Genomic DNA, 20,878 nt, shown 5'->3' on the forward strand with positions numbered 1-20,878 from the left:
TGTTCTTAGCATGGTGGATATAATCGGTTCACCATCGAGCCTAATGGCTCGGCGGTCGAAGCCTTTGGCAGGAGGACCGATGAGTGATGAAAATGAGACTCGAAAACCGGGCGAGCATCTTGGTGTCTATCTAAAGGCCCTACGTGCCGGATCAGGCATGAGTCTTCGCGATGTCGAAGAGGCTACCGCCCGAGAAGTGTCGAATGCCTATTTAAGCCAACTTGAGAATGGCAAGATCGCGAAGCCTTCTCCGAATGTGCTGCATCATTTGGCGAGGGTGTATGAAGTGCCTTATTCGACGTTGATGGAGCGGGCAGGATACATTTCGCCAACTACCTCGCGGGAAGATGGTGTAAAACATGGACGAGCAGCGACTTTCGCTATTGAAAATCTGACTGATGCCGAAGAATTAGAACTTCTAAAGTACTTGTCGTTTTTACGCATGCAGAAAGCGAAGATGTGAGAAAGCCGGACGATAGTAGTCTGACGCCTGGTCAGTATGCTGAGGTCCGCTCTGCAGCCGAGCGTGCCCTTCGTGAGGCGGGCGCTCTCGGTCGCTTTCCCACCCCCATCGACGACATCATGGCTGTCGCGAAGGTTGAGGAGGTCAAAGAGGACGTCCTCAACGAAAGCTTCATCGCCAAAATTCGCCGTGAAGTCTCAGCGATTCCCGAAGCGCTGAAATCAGCGCTGAGCAAAGTCATGGGTCTGTTTGACGCTCGGTCACGTCTCGTTTTTATCGACCGTACGCTTCATGTGGTGCAGCAGACCTTTATCCGACTACACGAGACCGGCCACGCATTCCTGCCTTGGCAACGCGATCTGTACCTCGTCGTCGAGGACTGCGAGCAGACAATTCATCCGCAGCTCGCAGACCAGTTCGACCGAGAAGCGAATGTATTTGCTTCCGAAGTCCTGTTTCAGCTCGACGGTTTTACGGTCGAGGCGGAGCAGAAGGAGTTCGGGATTCTCGTGCCGGTTAATCTTAGCAAGACTTATGGCGCTTCGATCTACGCGTCTGTGCGGCGTTACGTTACGCAGAACTGGCGGGCGTGTGCCGTCGTCGTGCTGAATCCGCCGGAGCTTCTCGCTGGCGATGGATTCCGCGCAAGCCTTCGTAGGCATTGCGCGTCTTCGCGGTTCACCGAAATTTTCGGCGAGATCCAGTGGCCAGATTATTTCACACCCGACACTCCGATTGGCGGGATGGTGCCAATCGGCGGACGTAAGATGTCTGGAAAGCGGGAAATTACGCTCGTAGACCGAAACGGTGACGTCCATGAGTGCATTGCCGAAGCGTTCACCCAGACGCATCAGGTCTTTGTTCTAATACATGCCGTAAAGACCCTCACTGCGCGATCAATCATCGTTCCAGTAGGCTATGGTGCGATGACGTAGGCAGGGTGTCTGGTGCAATAAAGCAAATTCCATATTCCGCTCCGCTCCGCTCCACGCCTCGATGAGCTTATAGCTGGCGCTTGCCGTGCCGCTTCTTCAGCGGCCTCATTACCGTTTAGATCGTCGCGCTTGGCCTTCGCGCACAACCGCGTTCAGCTGTTTGGTTCCGGCGGAAAGCGTCGCGTGTTCATGGATAGCGTTCGCTAGCTCCGCGGCCATTCGCCTGGAAAGCTGAGACCTGTTTGGCTTTGCCGCAATTTTCGATGAATTTGGTGGGGCGCCAAGTTGGTTTGGCGCTGTCTGCCATCAGGCATATGAGGGAAATGCACCCCTCGACATTCGAGGTGCAAAGGCCTATATAATGTGCCCTGCACACACGCTGTATGTGCAAAATACAGATGGAGAGGTGTTGCTGCGATGGGTGATGTGTCTTTCACGTTTCGGGTGGACCAAGCGCTAAAAGACGATTTTGTGCGCATAGCCAAGTCGCGTGACCTAAACGCCTCTCAGATTTTGAGGATGCACATGAGAGATTTTGTCCAAGAGCAAATCCCGGAAGAGGGCTACGATGAGTGGCTGGCAGCTAAGGTCGAGCGCTCTGCTAAGTCGTTGGATGCTGGTCAGCGATTGACCTCGGCCGAGGTAGAAGCTCGTTTTGCTCAGTGGAAACGTAAGTGATGAGGAATGGTGGGGGCGACTAGCGCCCCCACCGCTATCAGTCCCTACTTGGGGAACTGCTGAGACGAACTGACGACGTTCATGATCTCAATCTCTTGAGCGATATCATCCGTGCGGTAGATGACAATCACCTTCCCGTTTCGGATAACCTTTTCTCGGGTGTTCGGGGTGCGACCCGGACGCCCGGAATGGGGGTGGGATTGCAGCATACCCCCCGCTTCTTCGAGGTCTTCGTTGAGGCTGATCGCGGCCGCAGAGCTAGCGATAGCGTAATACTTCGTCATGTTGTCTCGGTCATCGACCGCATCCGGGGACCAAAAGAGCCCCCATTCTTCCAGGCTATTCATTGAGCAGATTGTCCTTGACACCGGTCCGGACGGGCAACTAGGGTCAATCCAGCTACAGAAGACCCAAACTCCCGACTTCGCAGTGCGCCCTTTTGGGCTTGTTCGTTGCAAAGGTTGGCTACGATTTTGCCAAGGCGAAATGCCAGGGCAAGTCTGCTTGCGCCAATAAAAGTCGCAGACTTTCACAGCTTAGCAGTTGATAAAGCATTTGTCAAGGTTTCCGCTTGCGCGGTACCTGGTGCGGAACTGTGGCGTTCGTGTTTGGCTCGTCTTGTCGCCCAGCAGGAGCTGCCTTTCGGGCAATATTCAGTCGGCTGCATTGCACACCGATCGCTAGTCGCAATTTGCGAGCGCTACCCAAAATCAGAGCGCGGGACAGCGAGCTTGGTCGTTACAAGAGAGTGGTGCGATCGGTTCGAATCTCGAGCTGTAATTCAGCCTAGCAGGGCCAGATAGGCGCGCCCGGCTGGAAGCAATTTGACCCAATCTGATTTGTGCGCAACATAGAGGTATGGCAAAGTCTGATTCCTTGATCCGGGCAGATGTGAGAGCGCAATCCGCATCCAAACCAGCGCTCTCTGAAGAATCGGCGGTGGCACGATTCCGAGCGATACGATGGAAGCATGGTGCCTTTTGCCCCCGCTGTGGCTCGTCGCAGATTTATCATTTCGCCGACAACCGCACCCACAAATGCGGGGCCTGTCGACAACGCTTTTCGGTCAAGGTTGGCACGATCTTCGAGGACAGCAGGCTCGGCCTCGCGGCTTGGTTGGCAGCGCTCCAGATGGTTACGGAAAGCTCGCGTGGCGTGACGGCACCGGAGCTGGCCCAGGTTGTCGGAGTTTCCCAGAAGACCGCCGCTCATATGCTGCAGCGCCTTCGCAAGGCCGCCGAGACGCCGTCGTTCAATCGACCGCTGGAAGCAACAGGTGTGATTGGGGGTCAGTCGGACCATGGTGAAGGGGATCATTTTCGCCGCGTAGCGGAAATGTTTGCGCCTGCGTCGGCCCGCAACGCCCGGCTGACTGGAGGAGTGGTATGATTTTGGGAACCGGTGACGTCCCGCTTGACCATATTTCCTCAGCGGGAGAAATGGTCCCGTCGAGCTGGGGCGCGCCGTGTGACGGGGCGACAATGGTCTTCTCGCAGCCGCCCGAGGTACTCCCCGCCCCCAGGAAAAGCCAGGAGCCCCCTCCTTCCCCCGCCGTTTTCACTCCTTCGCGTTCCGGCCCGCACCAAACCGGAGAAGTGTTTGCATGAGCTCGCCGATCAACGACGCCCTGCATCTCGATATCGGATTCGATGAGGCGCTGGCGCGCATTGCGCAGACTAATCCTGACGAGATTCAGGCTCAGGCCGATCCTAGCTCAGAGTCGAGCATCGACAGCATCGAGGCGCTGATCGATCAGTTTGAAAACGCTGGCCACGATAACGGTCGAGGCGACAAGTGGTGGTACGCGCGCGACCTACAGGCATTGCTCGGTTACAGGCGATGGGATCGTTTTGAAGAGGTCATCGAGCGAGCCAAGACAGCTTGTCAGCAGGCGGACCACGATCCTGACGACCATTTTGCCCGAGTTGGAAAAATGGTGTCGCTCGGATCAGGTGCTGCTCGAGACATCGGCGATGTCATGCTGGACCGGTACGCCTGCTACCTCGCAGCCCAGAACGCTTCGGCTCGGCTAAAGCAGGTTGCGTTTGCCCAGACCTATTTCGCCATACAGACGCGCCGCCAGGAACTGAACGACCGCGATGGCGTCAACTTCGACGAACTGTCGGAAAACCAGAAGCGTTTGTACCTACGCAACCAGGTTGTCGCAGAAAACACCCGTCTGGCCAGGGCGGCCCAAGCCGTGGGAGTTGAAGGGCGCGATTTCGGCAGGTTCCACAACAGAGGCTATCAGGGTCTCTATGGCGGCCGTGGAACCAAAGAGATCAGGGTCCACAAGCGCTTGCATGCGAGCGCCCAGATTCTCGATCACATGGGCAGTACCGAACTTGCAGCCAACCTCTTCCGGATCACTCAGACTGAAGAGAAGCTGCGCAGCGGCGCCGTAGTTGGCAAAGAGGCCGCGTGTGAAGCTCACTACGAAGTGGGTCGCAAAGTCCGTCAGACAATAAAGGAACTCAGCGGCATCATGCCTGAGGATCTTCCCGTCGCCGACGACGTGAAGAAAATCGCTGCTCAGGAACGCAAGCTCCAGCGCGTTCGCGCTATCCCGACTGCACAGCGCATTGCCGAGCCATTGGCCGGCCCCAAGCAAACGGACCCGGTCGAAATCGATCTGCGCCGCGATCTGTGGAAGTACGCCCTTCTCATCATGTCGGTCGAACCAGGCGGAGCGATCAGCACCTCGGCGCTGATCGACCGTGTGCCAGAGTATATCCGCCTCTCTGATGACCACATGGCGTCAAACGCCAGCCGCAAGGATTCGAAGTTCTCCCAGATCGTCCGCAATCTCAAATCTCATAAGAACACGAAGAACAACTTCATATTCCAAGGATACGCCGATGACGTTCGCGGTGGATTCAAGATTACTCCGAAAGGTCTCGCGTTCGTCAGAGAATATTTCTCGAAATGATTGTTTGATCTATTTCCGAATTGTCCATGCGCAGTACAATCTCCATTAATCACAGCTTCGCAGCCTTCCCAAAAGACAACAGGCCTTGGGAAATCATCATGTATGGCGAGCTTAAAAATTCTCAGGCGGGGCAGGGCGTCAACCTGCTTTTGGCCGAGGCAGATTGGCGACGGGGCTCCGAACCGCCGAAGACCCGAGAGCTGTATCGTCCGCTTGGGGATATCGCCGGCCTGCCTATCGGAAGCCGCTGGATCAATGGTGCCTCTGCCGCTGTTGATGACCGGCTCGAGACTGTCGTTATCGACGTACCTGCTCTCGATGGTTGGCCGACGAACAGGCTCGGAGAAATGGTTTGGGAAGCCGGCGAGCGGCCGGTCTATCCAGCCACCGGCGTTCAAGCCGCGCCGACCTGGCGCATCCGGACCGGGGACCAAACCTATTTTGTGCCGGCGATTGAGCTGATCCGCGCCGTCTTCGGCCCCACAACAGACTTCTTGCGACTGACCATTGAGGGCGGTGTCGATCTCTGGCCAACCGAGCGCCGGGCCATCTTCGACATCAACGCCAGCGGTCGTGACCCTTCCGACCCGGAAACCGTCCGGATCAAGGCGCACCGCGCTCTACATCGCCGGGAGGCCGAGATCATCGCCCGGATCCTGACCAATGGCAGAATGCGGACAGCATTCATGCAGGTCTTCGCATCAAAGCAGAATTCATTGACGGACCGGCGCCCGCTGTTCCCCACGACCATCTTCCCGTTCGATCAGCCGACACGCTGGACGGTCGAGACGGCATGGACACGAGTCACGAGCGAGAACCCGGCTCGCGAGCCGAGCCGGCGACGGATGATCACACGCATCCGCTCAATCAAACCTCCTCCCCTGGCGTTTAGAAAGATCATCGTCGAGGTTCCGGGCGCGGCGGGAGAACTGGAACCGGGCGAGACGAGGCGGCCCATCTCAGTCAAGTCTCCAGACACGGTCCATAAGCACCTCAGGATAGACTCCGAGCACGCGCCAGCCTCGAATTTGAGTTCAACTGCGCTGAACGGCGGGCACACCAGCTATGAGTCCGGATTCGATCTGGAACACATCGTGGCGGATGCGACTGGCCGGCAATCCACGGTGCCGATCGAGGCTGAGGATGACGAGCCCGTCGAGATGGGCTCGACCTACTGGCCCGCAGGGAAAAGAGGCACCGTAGGGGTATCCTTCCAGAGCTCGGTCGTCGATTTCGACGACGAGCCCCGCGCGGCGGATGCTCTGCTAACCGCCACGCGCAACGCCCTTGAACGAATAGCGGCAAAACGAGACTGGCCGTGTGAGATCGTCTCGCCGCCGTTCGGTTGCGGCGCTGACCCTATCGATGGATTGCATCGCTACCCACCGGAGGCCCGCGGCCGACCACTCACCTGGTCGGTCATTGGCAACGGTGGCCGCCTGCGCCGTGCCTTGGTCATGAGCGTGACCACGCCGACCGGGCGCATCTACGTCATTGACGCGGAGCGTCAGCGGAAGGAGGGCCATGCTCTGGGCCTGTTGATGAGGCCTTTGCGGTCTGAACTACCTTATGTCGCCATCGAATCCATTCTAGCGGCGAACGCTGCGGAGCGCGGGGTCTGGCGACAGGCGACCGGCGAGTATCCAATGATCAAGTTGGAGCGCAAAGGCGTGTGGTTCAGGGATATCTCAGCCTACGGGGTGCATTTGGTGGGCGCGATCACTGCGCTCAGCAGCGGCGCCCGCCTAGTCGATGCCGATGACTAGGTCAGGGAGCGTCTGATTGCGGCCATGAAGAGGCCGCGCCGCCTGCGGCGCTCCTGCCTGAATACAACTGCGATGTTTTCGCTGTCGCCTAATAGCTGGATGAGGTCTTTGCGGGTGAAGGTCGGATCCCGGCGTCGCAGATAGTCGGCGGCGCTTTGCACCTCCTCGACGGATGGACTGTAGCTGGACCGACCCAACTGCAATGATACGAGATCGGCATAGGCGAAGGGAGGGCAAGGGTCGTCACGGATGGCCCATGATTTCCACAGCTTGGCCGCCTGTGCGGCTTCAACGAACCTGTGCGGCCAATCGTGCATTGTCCGAGCCACGAGATCGAAAAGGCGGTAGCGATCATCGACTCCCAAGCCCTCAATTTCGCGAAGGTGTGAGGGCTGGAACGGCGCATCATCGCCGCCCCATCGCGCCGTGATCGCGGCGCGAAAGGCTGCCGAACGAGGGCCCATTGCCAGCGCGCGTGCGACATGGCGCACGGTCTGAAAATACTGCACCGAGTAGGGGAAAGAGCTATCTCCGAGCTGAGCCCATCCATCGGCCAGGAACTTTTCCTGCTGGATCTGGAACGTGACGGACAAGTCGTTGGCGGTGCGTCTCTCATTGGCAGAGAAGGGTCCGCTGCAGTGATGACAAACGAATGGGTTGGAAGCCTGAAATGGTGCCAGGACCGTTGAGCATTGGGAACATCGATCCAGCAACCTTAGTCGATGCTCGACGCATACGGTGGCCCAGGCAACCCGCCATAGGCGGCGGAAGTAGGGACGCGCTTCCATACAGGCCGGACAAAACTGGAGGCCAGGGTGGTGTCGCCGCCGCGCGCGCACGCCTATCGGCAGTATCCAGGTCGTGCGGCCGAGGGGCTGGCACTTCTCAAAAAGGTACCCCTCATAGGCCGATAGAAGGGTTCGACGAGCTTGCTCCAGAGGTGTGACAGTGGCCCTGGCCATCGTGGCGATGACATTGTCGTCTGCGCACCCATCGATGTCGCGCGTGAGCGGCGGAGGGGTTGACCGCCAAGATATATGGCCCAGGGCATAGGGCTTTATCGTCATGGCGTGCGCCGCGCGCAGGAACCAAGACGAGAACAGCTCGTCAGGTCGAGGTCGCCCACGAAACGGCCAAGGCGTATAAGGCTGGAATGCGACGTCGTCGGTCATGACGATGCCGCTGACATCAGTCTAGAGGGCCTGGATCATGTCTGGAGTGATCCGTTCTTCGCCTGAGAGGATGGCTTGGATCGCGGCCTCTCTCAGCACGTCGGAAAGATCGCCTATTCGACCACTGGACACCTCATACAGCGTTGTCGCCATTTCGGGCTGAGCCAGGAATGACGGGTGCTTGAGAGGGATCAGGCGCTCGAAGCTGCGAAGCAGCTTGCGCCAATCCTCGTTATCGCGCCACGCCTCCAGCTTGATCCGTGTGAATCGACGATGAAGCTGGTCCTCCTTGCGGAACACCAGCTCGACGGTTTCGATCCCGGCGACGACGAGAGGAATGCCCGCCTCATTCGTCAGGTTCTTGATGACGACGTTGAAATGGAGCCGCTGATCGAACCGGCCCGACAGCGCATTATGAAACTCGTCGAGCATCAGGATCTTGGCCTGATTGTTCGCCAGAAGCTTGAGCACGGTTTGGCATTTGGCCGACGGCGAGTAGCTGATCGGCAAGGGGAAGCCCATCGCCCGAAGAATGTTGTCATACAGGCGACCTTCGTCACCCTTGGGAGGGGTCTGAACCCTTACTACCGGCACGACGGCCCACTCTCCCATCGTTTCAGGATCCTGGGCCTCGGCGGTAGCGGCGGCCCTCTCGTTCGTGGCCTTGGCCCATCGCTTGAGGATGGTCGATTTACCGACGTTGGATTCTCCGAACACCAGCAGGTTCTTTGGGCGGTCTGACGGGGGCGTTTTGAGCATCCGGTCTAGCCGGCCATGAACCAGCTTGGCGTCATGGTGGCCAATCCAGATCGCCTCCCAGTTATCGAGGATGCGACCCTCGCCGGGCGTGGCGAGGTACGTCCTCGTCCTCTCCGTCAGATGGGTGCCTTCGTCGTGTTGCACGTCAGTCATCAGCTATCGAGATCATCAAAAACATCATCGTCGTTCGTCGCCTGCGCGACAGGCGGCATCGACCGAGGCGGAATGCTGGAGATTACCGCGGGCGAACGCTTCGGATTGGGCTGAGCGGCCTCAATAACAGCCTTCTGCCGCTGTTTGCTGACGGCGTGCTCCTTCTTCTGTTGATTGGCGCGGCGGACACGGAGCGTTTCTTTCCTTGCCGCCGTGACGCGAGCGTTGCGTTCGGTTCGCTCCCTGTGAGCGTCGAAGATGTCGTTCTCATCCGGCCGGGGGGTGCCCTTCTCCTGAGCCTCTTTTTTCGCCGCCCGGTGCTCCCAGATGTTCATAGCTACGCCCCTAGGATTGCGTAGCGGGACGGTGAGATAGACCTTGCCGTCCTCGTCCCAGACATAAACCTCCGACAGATCGCGAGGATCACGGCGAACGATGAAGTCCTTTTCCGGTGTCTTGGCGTGACGCTGACGGATCACGACCAGCGCCTCGGAATCATAGTGGAGGCTGTCCCACTGGATGCCATAATGCTGGAGCTTGCGCGTCGTGATCGGCAAAAGCTCTTTACGCATCCTGGCGAGGTCATCCCCTTCGGCAGGGAGCTTCTGGATTTGACGGCCGGTTTCCCGGTCGAAGAAGAAGGATTTCCACTTCTCCAGCGGAGACATACCTAGCTCTTTGCGGGGCGTGTTGATGTGCTCCTTGATGACGCTCAGGAGGTAGAGCTCAAGTTCGTTGAGCGTCAGGCTCGCCGTCTTGCGAGGGTCGAGCTTCTTCGCCCGTTCCGTGATGTTTGATCCCGTCGCGCCGGGAAGGTGCTTCACGCTGTGGGCGAGCTTGCCGAAGTACCGCTCGATGTGGGGGCCGTAGCGCGGAGTCTTGACCTTGCGGTTCACGAGCTTCGTCTGGGCGTACCGGACGAACCTCTGCATCATCTGGCCGCGAAACTCCTTGGCGTTGTCCGCATGGATCATCTTCATGACGCCCCAGACGGGCCAGTTCATGTCCACGCCCAACTTCGCGAGCCACTTCTCCTTGCGGCTGATGGAGTGGAATATCGCCATGCCGGCGCTTGATGCACCGGGCGGATCCAGTGACAGATAGTAGCCAGTCGGCATGAAGCTGAATGTGTCGATGCACATGGCCAGCCAGGGGCGGCCGATCGGTTGACGCGTCACCTCATCGACGATCTCGATGTCATATTGCCAGTAGTCGATCTGAACCGAACTGAGCGGTGTTTCTGCGAACGGATAGGCACCCATCAGCCGCTTCTTGGCCTCACGGGCTGCTCGCTTTCCGTGGCGACCCTCAGTCACCACCAACGGGTCCATGCCCTCGATACGACGGAAGAAGGTCGCACGACCGGGCGGTGCAATTCGCGCGTCCTTGAAGGCGGGAAGCATATGCTCCGTCCAGACGGTTGTAGCGGTCGGCTGGTTGCGCTGGAGGTAGTGTTTTCTGATGACCTCCTGCATTAGAGCTTCAGTGATCTCATCCAAACGTACAAGCCTGGATCGAACACTGGCCGTAATGGCGGCATCTTCCAAGAAATCGGCCCGCGCGGCGGCACCCGGCCTAACTACACGACCGTGCCGGACAACCATCGCCTGCCTCCGACGACCACGCCAGGATCGACGTGGAAGCCGACCCACCGCACGCCCAATAGCGACCGCTAAAGGGAGGCGATGATGGTGGAGATTCCTCAACGTCCGATCATTCCGTCCGTCCCGAACCGGCCGGCGGGTCCGTCCATTCCAACTCGGCCTATCGGGCCGCCCAGTTTCCCAGGGCGACCCACTTCCCCAGCCCGCCGGTAACGAACTCATCGACGGCCTGCGTGAGCAGGCCGTCGACTTCCAATTCATTCGGCGGAATGATTCCGCCAAGGAAAATCAATGCGCTACTACGTTAACACCAACGCTCAACCGAACGGCGACAATGAGGTCCACACCTCGTCGTGCAGCTATCTTCCTAGCGAATTCAACAGGCGCTACTTGGGCGATTTCACTAGCTGCGGCCCTGCCGTCACCGAGGCTCGGCGCTATTATCGTCGCGCTAACGGCTGTTACTGGTGCTCCCGCGCTTGCCACACCTCATGAGGAGACGCGCATCAGCGTCCGTCCTTAGTCCTTCCTCCCTGCTTGGCGACGCGAACCGGGTTCGCGTCGCCATTCGCGAATGAAATTCATATAGAACGCCGATTCGCCAATTCGCGACGGGTCGACTAAGCTGCTGCAAAGCTTGCGACGCGCAAGCGTCTACCCATGGTGCGCAATGGCAAAAGCATTTGGCCTGACATTTTCGGATAAATTCGGTGTCGATGAAGTTTGGCTACAGAGTAAGGGCATCTTCAATCCAACGCTCGATGTAGATTCGCCTCTATTTATCGACCCATTCTTATTGCCTCATAGCAATCACAAGGAATTCTCAGAGTGTGCTTTTGAAGCATATGAGGCACATTTCTCTGAAATTTTAAGACTACTTCTCATATCTGAAAATGTTGGTGACAAGGCGTGGGTAGCGGCGCTAAATAAATTTAAATTTAGTGAAGCAAAAGGGATGGGTGGAACCTGCCTTGGATACAGCGCGAACTCAACAAATCACGGGAAAGCGTTTGGAAAAACTAAATCCCTTCGCTCACTTAGCTGGGCTCAGGGGGTAGTTAGACTTGGGGTAAAAGACCCTGAAATGTTCTCTTCATTGCCGCTTTTTGAAGACGGCGTCGGCCCCGATTTGATCAGTGACATGATCACAAACATCACTTTGCCTTGCATCCTGAAATTCAATGAACGTGTTCTGGCGCTGATCGAAAAAGAACTTGGGATCAAAGTGCCAACGAGGAAGTTCACGCTCAAAGGCGAAACGGCTGTTCTTCCTGAAAACCCTCACGCTCCTGGATCGCCAATTATCTTGTTGGCCGACGACATCCTCAAACACCTTCCGCTAATGAGCGACCCCTTGGGTCTTGCGGGCATGGCAGAGCATAACTCAGACCTTCGGGACCGGGTGAATGCGCATATCGGGGAAGTCTTCAAGATTCGGCACAAAAAGGACAAAGAGCGCATTTCCGCTCAGGCCCTGGAAACTGCACAAGCTTTCCAAGCCTTCCTTGATCTCCTTAAGCTGGCCGAGAAGGCTCCCTACAACCTATATCAAGACCCACAAGGGTTGGTGGCGTGGAGATCGCTCGCTTCAAACTACACCGCCATCAACAAACTCAAGATTGAGGATAATCCCAAGCTTTCCCGCGTCGAACGCATCGACGCGGTATGCGAGGCTATCATCAAACAGTTCACCCTCGCTGTCGAAACCCAGCGAATGTGGCGGGTCTTCTATGTCGATCAGAAGCCTCGGCCAGAGCGATTCGCTCAGCTTCTCTTCCAGGCGATAGCCACTGCCTATTGTGCAGCCAACGACCTCGATATCTCGCCTGAGTCAGATGCTGGAGCAGGGCCAGTTGATTTCAAGTTCTCCGATGGTGCCGACAAGGTCGTTGTGGAGATCAAGTTGTCTACCAACAGCAGTGTCGTGAAGGGTTATGAGAAGCAATTGAAAGCGTATATGGACGCCGAAGATACGTCTCTCGGTCACTATGTCCTGATCGATGTCGGCAAGATCGGAAACGCATGGGACCGCCTTCAAGCGGTTGCAAAGAAGGATGCGGATTTCCGAAAAACTCGTAGAATCCATCTGGTTGATGGCACTTACAAAGTCTCTGCCAGCAAGCTGCCATGACCTAGGTGTGTTTGCGCCATAACAGCGGAATACTCGCCCCAGGCGCTGGACAGCCTGCGCCAACCGCTGGAGACGGGCGAGATCGTCGTGGCGCGCGCCAATGCCCATGTGCGTTATCCGGCGCGGTTCCAGCTGGTGGCGGCGATGAACCCCTGTCGTTGCGGTCTGGGCGGGCCTGGGCGGGGCGCTTGCGGCAAGGCCCCGCGTTGTCAGAAGGATTACCAAAACCGCATTTCCGGCCCGATGTTCGACCGCATTGATTTGACGGTGGAGACCCCGGCTGTGACGGCGGCCGACATGATCCTGCCTGCCCCGGCCGAGGGCACGGCCGAGGCCGCCGCCCGCGTCGCCGCCGCCATGCAGATGCAGGAGGCCCGCATGGCCGAGGCGGGGCTGACAGGAATGCAGGCCCTCAACGCCCGGGCCTCGGGTGAGGCGCTGGAGCGATTCGCCGCGCCGGATCAGGCGGGGCGCGCCCTGTTGATGAAAGCGGGAGAGGCCGGAGGGCTGACCGCGCGCGGCTGGACGCGCACCCTGCGTCTGGCGCGCACCATCGCCGATCTGGACGGCGCCGACGGGGTGTTGCGCCGCCATGTGGCCGAGGCGCTGATGTATCGACGCAGCACGGTCGGCGCCCATGAGGACTTTGATCGCCAGGCCAGCCGCCGGTCTCTGTTCCCGGTTCAGGAGAGCGGAACGGGGCAAGCGCCGTTCGTCTGGAATTAACACCTGGGCCCTAGCGTGGCCTTATGGGACAGACCCGTCGCAAGCCGTCGCCGCAGAGCGATCTTTTTCCTGCCGCGCCTGAAGACGAGCAGGCTGCGACGGCGACTTCGACGCCGATGGGGGCGCCCACAGACGGAACCTCGCCCGAGCAGCAGTTCCTGCGGCTGATGAGCCATGAGATGCGCACGCCTTTGAACGGGGTGATCGGCATGCTGGGCCTGCTGTCGCGCACCCGTTTGGACGGCGCCCAGCGCGCCTATGCCGAGGCGGCGCAGAAATCGGCCGAGCATCTTCTGGGCCTGGTCAACGATCTGCTCGACTACGCCCGGCTGGAGGCCGAGGCGCTGGAGTTCGATCCGGCGCCGGTCGACCTGGAAGGCCTGGTGCGGGGCGTGGCCGAACTGCTCAGCCCGCGCGCGCACGACAAGGGGTTGGAGATCGTCTGGTCGGTGGCCGCTGACGCGCCGGACGTCATCGCGGACGAGGGCCGCCTTCGGCAGATCCTGTTCAACCTGGCGGGAAACGCCGTGAAATTCACCGACCGGGGCGGGGTGCGCCTGGCGGTTGAGGCGGTCGGCGAACGCATGGAAGGGGCGCCTGCGCGTCTGGCCTTCATCGTCGACGACACCGGCCCTGGCGTGCCTGAAGCGGCGCGCAGGCGCATCTTTGAAGAATTCGGCCACGCCGACGTCTCGGACGCCGCCCGGTTCGACGGGGCGGGGCTGGGCCTGGCGGTGGTGCAGCGGCTGGCCCGCGCCATGGGCGGCGACGCCGTGGTCGAGGACCGACCGGACGGTCCCGGCGCCCGCTTTCGCTTTGAAGCCGAGTTTCCGGTGTTGGTCGACGCCGAGGCGCGCACGCGCCCCATGGACGGGCTGGCCGTGGCGATCCGCACGCCGGACCCCTTCGTGCGCCGGGCGGCGACCGATCAGATCGAGGCCTCGGGCGGCCGGCTCGCACGTCAGGCCGGGGTGACCCTGATCGACCATGCGGGCGCCGAAGGTGCAGCCTTGGCGGCTCGGCCCAGCCAGGGCCAGGCCATCATCCTTCTGCGCCCCTCCGAACGCGACCTGATCAGCCGCTATCGGGCGGCGGGCTTCTGCGGCTATCTGATCAAGCCCCTGCGCCGCGAGTCTCTGGCTGAGCGGGTTCTGGCGGCGGCCGCGCCGCGTCGGGGCCTGCCTGCGCCGCCGGTGCGGCCCGGCGATGACGATCGCGTGGCGCATGTGGCCTTCAAGGGCGTGCGGGTGCTGCTGGTCGAAGACAACCCGGTCGGCGCCCTTTTGGCCAAGACCCTGCTGCGGCGCGAAGGCTGCGTGGTCCAGACCGCCGCCGACGGCCAGGAGGCGCTGGACGCCCTGAAGGCGGCGCGGTTCGATCTGGTCTTCATGGACATGCGGATGCCGCGCCTGGACGGGCCGGGGGCGGCACGGGCGCTGCGCGCACGGGGAGACCAGACGCCGATCATCGCCCTGACCGCCAACGCCTTCACTGAGGATCGCGCGGTCTGTCTCGAGGCGGGAATGGACGATCATCTGGCCAAGCCGCTGGAGGCGGACGCTCTACGCGTCGCCCTGGCCCGCTGGACGAACGCCGCCAACCGCGCCAAGGTCGCCGTTTCCTGATCTGCCAGTAGTCCGTCGTCCGTATCGCCCGGCGGCGCCCCGCCGGAGCCATGTATGACCGATTCCAAGACGCCCGCTTCCGAGGTCGCGGCGCTGCAGCCGTCTCCCAAGGGGCTGGGCGTGCTCAAGGCGGCGTTTCGCGAGCGGCGGACCCTGGCCATGCTGCTGCTCGGCTTCTCGGCGGGTCTGCCCTTCGCCATGCTGTTCGGCACATTGAACGCCTGGCTGTCGGATGCGGGCGTGTCGGTGGCGACGATCGGCGTGCTGTCGTGGGTCGGGCTGTTCGGCGCCTTCAAGTTCCTGTGGTCGCCCGCAGTCGGGCTGACGCCGCCGGTGATCGGGCGGATGGGCCGGCGCCGGTCATGGCTGATCCTGTGCCAGATCGTGCTGGCTGGCGCGCTTCTGGCCATCTCCCTGTCGCATCCAGGTACGGGCGCCATTGTGGTGCTGGCGGGCGCCGCCGCCCTGGGCGCCTTCGCCTCGGCCACCCAGGACATCGTCATCGACACCTGGCGGATCGAGGTGGCCGACGAGCGGACGCCGGTGGACCTGCTGTCGACCGTCTATCAACTGGGTTTCCGTACGGCGGCCCTGGTCGGCGGGGCGGGCGCCCTGGTGCTCGCCGATCAACTGGGCTGGTCGGCGACCTTCGTCATCGGAGCCGGGCTGATGGGGCTGGGTGTTTTGGGCACGCTGATCGCGCCCGAGCCCAAGGCCGCCCCGCGCGCCGCCATTGCGCGCGAACGCATCGGCTCGCCGCGCCTGCGGATGACCGCCCTGGCCGTCACCCTGGCCGCCTGGGCCTGGGCGGCCTTCATGCTGGTGCGCTTCATGGTTACGGCCCTGACCGTCAAGCCCGCGCCTAGCGCCGGAGAGTTCACCGCCGTCTGGGGACCGTGGATCGTCGGCATGGCGGTGATCCTGCCCGCTGTCCTGGCGGGGATCATCGTCTGGCGCGGAGGCAAGGCGAAGGCCGTGCCTGCGGTCGATCAGGGACCGGCGCTCGCAAACACCCTGTATGACGCCATCCTGGCTCCGCTGGTCGAGTTGATGGGCCGTCTGGGCTGGGGCGCGGTGATCGTTCTGGGGCTGATCCTGACCTATCGCATCACCGACGGCGTCTGGGGCCCGTTCGCCTTCCCCTTCTACATGGGGGACACGGGCGGGGCGCTGGGCCACACCAAGACCGAGATCGCCCTGGCGTCCAAGACCTTCGGCGTGGTCATGACCATCGTCGGCATCGCCCTGGGCGGGTGGGCGCTGCTGGTCATCGGGCGAATGGCCAGTCTGCTGCTGGGCGCAGCCCTGTCGGCGGCGACCAATCTGTTGATGATGGACCTGGCTATGGGCGCGCCGGTGATCGGGGGCTTCATGAGCGTGACCGGCCTCTACAAGCTGTTCGGCGCCTTCGGGGTGGGCGAGCCCTTGGCGCGGCTGATGCTGGCCATCGCGGGCGAGAATATCGCCGGCGGCTTCGCGGGCGCGGCCTTCGTGGCCTATCTGTCAGCCCTGTCGAACAAGATGTTCGGGGCGGTGCAGTTCGCCGTCTTCACCTCACTGGCCCTGTTGATCGGCACGCTGGGGCGCGGGGCCCTGGGCGAACTGATCGAGCGTCAGGGCTATGCGGCCATGTTCGTCATCGCGGCCTGGCTGGGCGTGGTGGCGGTGATCTTCTGTGCGATGGAGTGGGTGCGCCAGACGATGGAGCGCCGCCGTCTCAACCTCGACGTCTAGAGGCTGAAACGCCCTGAGTTGGAACGCAAAGAGGCGGCCCGGAGGCCGCCTCTCGACGTCGTCGCGATCGAGCGGGCGATCAACCCTCGACTTCCACGCCTTCGGCATAGGCGGCGAAGGTGGCGGCGGTGATGATCTCGCCGACCGAGGCCCCCAGGGGCACGATCTGCACCGACTTCTCCAAGCCGACCAGCAGGGGGCCGATCACCGTGGCGCCGCCCAGCGACTGCACCAGACGCGTCGAGATGGCCGCCGAATGGATGGCGGGCATCACCAGGACGTTGGCGTCGCCGGTCAGGCGCATGAAGGGATAGTTGGCGCGGGCTTCGGAGTTCAGCGCCAGGGCCGGCGGCATCTCGCCTTCGTATTCGAAGTCCACGTCCATGGAGTCCAGGATGCGGATGGCTTCGCGCACCTTCTCACCGCGATCGCCCGGCGGGTCGCCGAAGGTCGAGTAGCTGAGGAAGGCCACGCGCGCCTTGCGGCCCAGCTTCTTGACCGTGGCGGCGGCCTTGACCGCGATCTCGGCCAGTTCGGCGGCGTTGGGCAGTTCGTGGATCGAGGTGTCGGCCACGAACAGGGTGCGGCCCTTGGCCAGCAGGATCGACAGACCGATCATCCGGTCCGTGACGTCCAGGACGCGACGGACCTCTTTCAGGGCCATGTTGAAGTTGCGGGTGACGCCGGTGACCATGCAGTCCGCCTCGCCGCGCGCGACCATGGCGGCGGCGAAGTAGTTGCGGTCCTGGTTGATCATGCGCTGGACGTCGCGGCGCAGATAGCCGCGGCGCTGCAGGCGGGCGTACAGCCAGTCGACGTATTCGGCGTTCCGGTCCGACACGCGGGCGTTCATGATCTGAATGCCCAGATCATCGAAGTTCAGACCGGCCTCGGCGGCGTTCTGGCGGATCAGCTCCTCGCGGCCGACTAGGATCGGCGTGCCGAGATCCGCCTGCTTGAAAGCCCAGGCGGCGCGGATGACGACCTGCTCCTCGCCCTCGGCGAAGACGACGCGCTGCTTCGGACCCGAGCGCACGCTGGCCTGGATCTTCTGCATCAGGGCGGCGGACGGATCGACCCGCTGACGCAGGGCGATACGATAGGCGTCCATGTCCTCGATCGGCTTGCGCGCCACGCCGGTGTCCATCGCCGTCTGGGCGATGAAGGGCGGGATGTACCAGATCAGGCGCGGGTCGAACGGGGTCGGGATGATGTATTCCGGGCCGAACTTCAGCTTGCGGCCGCGATAGGCGGCGGCGACTTCGTCCGGCACGTCTTCGCGGGCCAGCGCCGCCAGGGCGTGGGCGCAGGCGATCTTCATCTCGTGGTTGATCTGGCGCGCGCGCACGTCCAGCGCGCCGCGGAACAGATAGGGGAAGGCCAGGACGTTGTTGACCTGGTTCACATAGTCCGAGCGGCCGGTGGCGATGATGGCGTCCGAGCGCACCGACTTGACGTCCTCCGGTGTGATTTCCGGGTCTGGGTTGGCCATGGCGAAGATGATCGGATTGGGCGCCATGGAGGCGACCATTTCCTTGGAGATCGCGCCCTTGGCGGACAGGCCCAGCACCACGTCGGCGCCGACCATGGCCTCGGCCAGGGTGCGCAGGGGCGTGTCGGTGGCGTGCGCCGCCTGCCACTGCGAGACGTTGTCGCGGCCCTTGTAGATGACGCCCTGGCGGTCGCAGATGACGGTGTTCTCGGCCTTGACGCCGGCGGCCTTCATCAGGGCGATGGACGACAGGCCCGCCGCGCCGGCGCCCGACAGGACGACCTTGAGGTCTTCCAGCTTCTTGCCGACGATATGGGCCGCATTGATCAGGCCCGCGGTCGAGATGATGGCCGTGCCGTGCTGGTCGTCATGGAAGACTGGGATGTCCAGCAGGTCCTGCAGCTGGGCCTCGATCTCGAAGCATTCCGGGGACTTGATGTCCTCCAGGTTGATGCCGCCCCAGGTGTCGCCGATGTTCTTGACCACGGTGACGAACTCGTCCGGGTCGGTGGTCTTCACCTCGACGTCGAAGCTGTCGACGTCGGCGAAGCGCTTGAACAGGACCGATTTGCCTTCCATCACCGGCTTGGACGCCATGTGCCCGAGGTTGCCCAGGCCGAGGATGGCGGTGCCGTTCGAGATGACGGCGACCAGGTTGCCCTTGGCGGTGTAGTCGTAGGCCTTGTCCACGTCCTTGGCGATGGCCAGGACCGGCACGGCCACGCCCGGCGAATAGGCCAGCGACAGGTCGCGCTGGGTCGCCATCGGCTTGGTCGGGGCCATGGAGATCTTGCCCGGCGTCGGATCGCTGTGGAACTCCAGAGCGTCGTCGTCGGAGAAGGTCTGTTTATCGGTCAATTCGGGCATTTCGATCTCGGGAAGGGGCAGGCGCATTTCGTTCCTAGATCGTGGGATGGACGGGGACAACCGCTGACGCTGGGTCAAGGCCGATTGCGTGGTTTCTCCGTCACGCGGCGGGCAGGAAGCCCGTCCCTTCGATCTCGACCGGGCCGGTCATGAAAACGTGGCCGGACGCCTCGTCCCAGTCGATGACAAGCGTCCCGCCATCGACGATCACGTTTGCCCTGCGGTCGGTCAGGCCGCGCCGCGCGGTCGCCACCAGGGCGGCGCAGGCGCCCGTGCCGCAGGCCAGGGTCAGGCCCGCCCCGCGTTCCCACACCCGCAACCGAATGTGATTGCGATCTAGGACGTTGGCGAAGCCGACATTGACCCCCTCGGGAAACAGCGGGTGATGCTCGACCAGGGAGCCGGAGCCGCGCACGAAGGCGTCGTCCTGTTGGTCGGTGAAGAAGACGACGTGGGGATTGCCCATCGAAACCGCGCCGGGCGTATGCAGCACGGGGGCGTCGATCGGCCCGACCTGAAGCTCGATCCCGCGCGTGTCCATGTCTTCCGACAGCGGCACTTCGGACCAATCGAGGCGCGGCGCGCCCATATCCACCGTCACTTCGTGGATGGCCGCGGTCGTCGGCCCTTCGGAAGCTCCTGACCCGACGCGGCCTGAGGCCCTGCGGGCTGTCGTCGGCCCGCCCAGGGTGTCGATGACCACCTCTTCCTTGTCGGTCGCCTCCAGCAGCAGCCAGCCGACGCAGCGCAGGGCGTTGCCGCAAGTCTCGACCATGGAGCCGTCGGCGTTCCACACCCGCATGAAGGCGTCCGCCGTCTCGGACGGCTCGACGCCGATCAACTGGTCGAAACCGCCCAGGCTCGCCGCCGGGTCGGCCAGGGCGCGCACCTGGTCCTCGGTCGGGTGGAAGGGCGCTTCGAAGGCCTGGACGACGATGAAGGCGTTTCCGGCGCCGTTCATGCGGATGTAGGGGCGGGCGGGCTGGCTCATGATCGTCTTCATATAGGATTTTTCGCCGGTTCATGTATCGGTGTCGGCGATGACGTCTGACCAGAGCCAAACCGCCAAGCCTGACGGACTGCGGCTGAGGGCGCGTTTGCGCTACCTCTATCACGGCTCACAGCCGGCGGCGGTGAAGTTCCGCCTGATGGTCATCGTCATCGACCTGGCCATCATCGGCTTCTTCCTGGCGACGCCGATCCTGAAGGAGGCGGGCTGGGTCTTCTATGTGATGGACTATCTGATCGCCGCCGTGTTGGGGCTGGACCTGGCGGCGCGGGCCTACGCCTATTCCGACATCCGGTCCTGGCTGAAGCGGCCGATCGTCTGGGTCGATCTGTTTGTCCTGGCGACCCTGCTGTTCCCGGCCTGGCTGGCCAATCTGGGCTTCCTGCGGCTGCTGCGGTTCTGGAGCCTGCTGAACAGCGACCTGTTCTGGCGCACCATCGGCCGCCGTTTCGACGACACGCGGGTCGAGGAGGTCACGCGCGCCCTGACCGCCCTGGTCACCTTCGTCTTCGTGACGACCGGCTTCGTCTACGCCTATTTCCGGGGCAAGGCCGAGCACATCAACGGCTATCTGGACGCCCTCTATTTCACCGTCGCCACCCTGACGACGACGGGCTTCGGCGACATCACCTTGCCCGGCAACTGGGGGCGGGTCATCTCCATCGTCGTCATGCTGGTGGGCATCACCCTGTTCATCCGCCTGGCGCAGACGCTGATCCGGCCGCACAAGGTCAAGTTCCCCTGCCCCACCTGCGGTCTTCAGAAGCACGATCCCGACGCCGTCCACTGCAAGGCCTGCGGCCAGATCCTGTGCATCCCCGACGACGGCGATTGA

At 61.8% G+C, this 20,878-nt stretch carries 16 protein-coding genes and 2 pseudogenes; 11 read left to right on the top strand and 7 right to left on the bottom strand.

The window, feature by feature from the left end:
• The first annotated feature begins 79 nt into the window (after nt 1-79).
• From AC3IPP_RS16720 to AC3IPP_RS16730, 3 genes are all read left to right on the top strand, one after another.
• Nucleotides 80-463 carry a helix-turn-helix domain-containing protein gene (locus AC3IPP_RS16720; RefSeq protein ID WP_489149762.1) on the top strand — a complete coding sequence of 128 codons (384 nt, stop codon included), beginning with the start codon at nt 80-82 and terminating at the stop codon, nt 461-463.
• Entirely contained in the window at nt 460-1,398 is a 939-nt protein-coding gene (locus AC3IPP_RS16725; RefSeq protein ID WP_489149763.1) for an ImmA/IrrE family metallo-endopeptidase, read from the top strand. Before AC3IPP_RS16720 ends, AC3IPP_RS16725 begins: the two co-directional genes overlap by 4 nt.
• Nucleotides 1,399-1,815: 417 nt before the next feature.
• On the top strand, nt 1,816-2,076 hold the full coding sequence (locus tag AC3IPP_RS16730; RefSeq protein ID WP_489149764.1) for a hypothetical protein: 261 nt from the start codon (nt 1,816-1,818) through the stop codon (nt 2,074-2,076).
• Between the two features lie 44 nt (nt 2,077-2,120).
• Here the strand turns inward: AC3IPP_RS16730 and AC3IPP_RS16735 are convergent, their stop codons facing one another.
• Nucleotides 2,121-2,423, bottom strand: a complete 303-nt coding sequence (locus AC3IPP_RS16735; protein ID WP_489149765.1) for a type II toxin-antitoxin system RelE/ParE family toxin — start codon at nt 2,421-2,423, stop codon at nt 2,121-2,123.
• Between the two features lie 511 nt (nt 2,424-2,934).
• Between AC3IPP_RS16735 and AC3IPP_RS16740 the strand changes: the two genes are divergently transcribed.
• The 3 genes from AC3IPP_RS16740 to AC3IPP_RS16750 all read left to right on the top strand — a co-directional run bounded on the left by AC3IPP_RS16740 (nt 2,935) and on the right by AC3IPP_RS16750 (nt 6,771).
• Nucleotides 2,935-3,465, top strand: coding sequence for a transposase (locus tag AC3IPP_RS16740; RefSeq protein WP_489149766.1), 531 nt, complete (start codon nt 2,935-2,937; stop codon nt 3,463-3,465).
• Nucleotides 3,466-3,679: 214 nt separating this feature from the next.
• Complete coding sequence (gene dinD / locus AC3IPP_RS16745) at nt 3,680-5,005, top strand: DNA damage-inducible protein D (RefSeq protein ID WP_489149767.1); 1,326 nt, start codon at nt 3,680-3,682, stop codon at nt 5,003-5,005.
• 26 nt (nt 5,006-5,031) lie between these two features.
• Nucleotides 5,032-6,771 (top strand): hypothetical protein, encoded by a 1,740-nt coding sequence (locus tag AC3IPP_RS16750; RefSeq protein WP_489149768.1) that lies wholly within the window; start codon nt 5,032-5,034, stop codon nt 6,769-6,771.
• Here AC3IPP_RS16750 and AC3IPP_RS16755 read toward each other — a convergent pair.
• The 4 genes and pseudogenes from AC3IPP_RS16755 to AC3IPP_RS16770 form a co-directional block, all read right to left on the bottom strand.
• Complete coding sequence (locus AC3IPP_RS16755; protein WP_489151084.1) at nt 6,768-7,364, bottom strand: hypothetical protein; 597 nt, start codon at nt 7,362-7,364, stop codon at nt 6,768-6,770. The two genes, AC3IPP_RS16750 and AC3IPP_RS16755, sit on opposite strands and share 4 nt — an antisense overlap.
• A gap of 177 nt (nt 7,365-7,541) precedes the next feature.
• Nucleotides 7,542-7,943 (bottom strand): annotated as a pseudogene (locus AC3IPP_RS16760) (TniQ family protein); the annotation flags it as partial.
• A 21-nt stretch (nt 7,944-7,964) separates the two neighbouring features.
• Nucleotides 7,965-8,855 (bottom strand): TniB family NTP-binding protein, encoded by an 891-nt coding sequence (locus AC3IPP_RS16765; RefSeq protein ID WP_489149769.1) that lies wholly within the window; start codon nt 8,853-8,855, stop codon nt 7,965-7,967.
• Nucleotides 8,855-10,354, bottom strand: coding sequence for a Mu transposase C-terminal domain-containing protein (locus tag AC3IPP_RS16770; protein ID WP_489149770.1), 1,500 nt, complete (start codon nt 10,352-10,354; stop codon nt 8,855-8,857). The genes AC3IPP_RS16765 and AC3IPP_RS16770 overlap by 1 nt, the downstream gene beginning before the upstream one ends.
• A gap of 775 nt (nt 10,355-11,129) precedes the next feature.
• Between AC3IPP_RS16770 and AC3IPP_RS16775 the strand changes: the two genes are divergently transcribed.
• From AC3IPP_RS16775 to AC3IPP_RS16790, 4 genes and pseudogenes are all read left to right on the top strand, one after another.
• Nucleotides 11,130-12,590 (top strand): hypothetical protein, encoded by a 1,461-nt coding sequence (locus tag AC3IPP_RS16775; RefSeq protein WP_489149771.1) that lies wholly within the window; start codon nt 11,130-11,132, stop codon nt 12,588-12,590.
• A 27-nt stretch (nt 12,591-12,617) separates the two neighbouring features.
• A pseudogene (locus AC3IPP_RS16780) lies at nt 12,618-13,316 on the top strand (ATP-binding protein); the annotation flags it as partial.
• 116 nt (nt 13,317-13,432) lie between these two features.
• A complete protein-coding gene (locus tag AC3IPP_RS16785) occupies nt 13,433-14,941 on the top strand; it encodes a response regulator (RefSeq protein ID WP_489151074.1) in 1,509 nt (502 codons plus the stop codon).
• A 54-nt stretch (nt 14,942-14,995) separates the two neighbouring features.
• A complete protein-coding gene (locus tag AC3IPP_RS16790) occupies nt 14,996-16,675 on the top strand; it encodes an AmpG family muropeptide MFS transporter (protein ID WP_489149772.1) in 1,680 nt (559 codons plus the stop codon).
• A gap of 79 nt (nt 16,676-16,754) precedes the next feature.
• Here the strand turns inward: AC3IPP_RS16790 and AC3IPP_RS16795 are convergent, their stop codons facing one another.
• Together AC3IPP_RS16795 and dapF are read right to left on the bottom strand one after the other, a co-directional pair.
• Nucleotides 16,755-19,034, bottom strand: coding sequence for an NADP-dependent malic enzyme (locus AC3IPP_RS16795; protein ID WP_087141489.1), 2,280 nt, complete (start codon nt 19,032-19,034; stop codon nt 16,755-16,757).
• A gap of 100 nt (nt 19,035-19,134) precedes the next feature.
• On the bottom strand, nt 19,135-20,025 hold the full coding sequence (dapF, locus tag AC3IPP_RS16800) for a diaminopimelate epimerase (protein ID WP_489149773.1): 891 nt from the start codon (nt 20,023-20,025) through the stop codon (nt 19,135-19,137).
• 49 nt (nt 20,026-20,074) lie between these two features.
• Between dapF and AC3IPP_RS16805 the strand changes: the two genes are divergently transcribed.
• A complete protein-coding gene (locus AC3IPP_RS16805; protein WP_087141488.1) occupies nt 20,075-20,878 on the top strand; it encodes a potassium channel family protein in 804 nt (267 codons plus the stop codon).

It is taken from the genome of Brevundimonas sp. KH_060 (assembly GCF_057838275.1).

Bases quoted from the DNA above. Each gene is read 5' to 3' on its own strand.
- AC3IPP_RS16730 (WP_489149764.1), top strand. From the start codon at position 1,816: ATGGGTGATGTGTCTTTCACGTTTCGGGTGGACCAAGCGCTAAAAGAC.
- AC3IPP_RS16765 (WP_489149769.1), bottom strand. From the start codon at position 8,855: ATGACTGACGTGCAACACGACGAAGGCACCCATCTGACGGAGAGGACG.
- AC3IPP_RS16785 (WP_489151074.1), top strand. From the start codon at position 13,433: ATGGGGGCGCCCACAGACGGAACCTCGCCCGAGCAGCAGTTCCTGCGG.
- AC3IPP_RS16805 (WP_087141488.1), top strand. From the start codon at position 20,075: ATGACGTCTGACCAGAGCCAAACCGCCAAGCCTGACGGACTGCGGCTG.
- AC3IPP_RS16750 (WP_489149768.1), top strand. From the start codon at position 5,032: ATGCGCAGTACAATCTCCATTAATCACAGCTTCGCAGCCTTCCCAAAA.
- AC3IPP_RS16775 (WP_489149771.1), top strand. From the start codon at position 11,130: ATGGCAAAAGCATTTGGCCTGACATTTTCGGATAAATTCGGTGTCGAT.
- dapF (WP_489149773.1), bottom strand. From the start codon at position 20,025: ATGAGCCAGCCCGCCCGCCCCTACATCCGCATGAACGGCGCCGGAAAC.
- AC3IPP_RS16735 (WP_489149765.1), bottom strand. From the start codon at position 2,423: ATGAATAGCCTGGAAGAATGGGGGCTCTTTTGGTCCCCGGATGCGGTC.
- AC3IPP_RS16720 (WP_489149762.1), top strand. From the start codon at position 80: ATGAGTGATGAAAATGAGACTCGAAAACCGGGCGAGCATCTTGGTGTC.
- AC3IPP_RS16790 (WP_489149772.1), top strand. From the start codon at position 14,996: ATGACCGATTCCAAGACGCCCGCTTCCGAGGTCGCGGCGCTGCAGCCG.
- AC3IPP_RS16795 (WP_087141489.1), bottom strand. From the start codon at position 19,034: ATGCCCGAATTGACCGATAAACAGACCTTCTCCGACGACGACGCTCTG.
- AC3IPP_RS16740 (WP_489149766.1), top strand. From the start codon at position 2,935: ATGGCAAAGTCTGATTCCTTGATCCGGGCAGATGTGAGAGCGCAATCC.
- dinD (WP_489149767.1), top strand. From the start codon at position 3,680: ATGAGCTCGCCGATCAACGACGCCCTGCATCTCGATATCGGATTCGAT.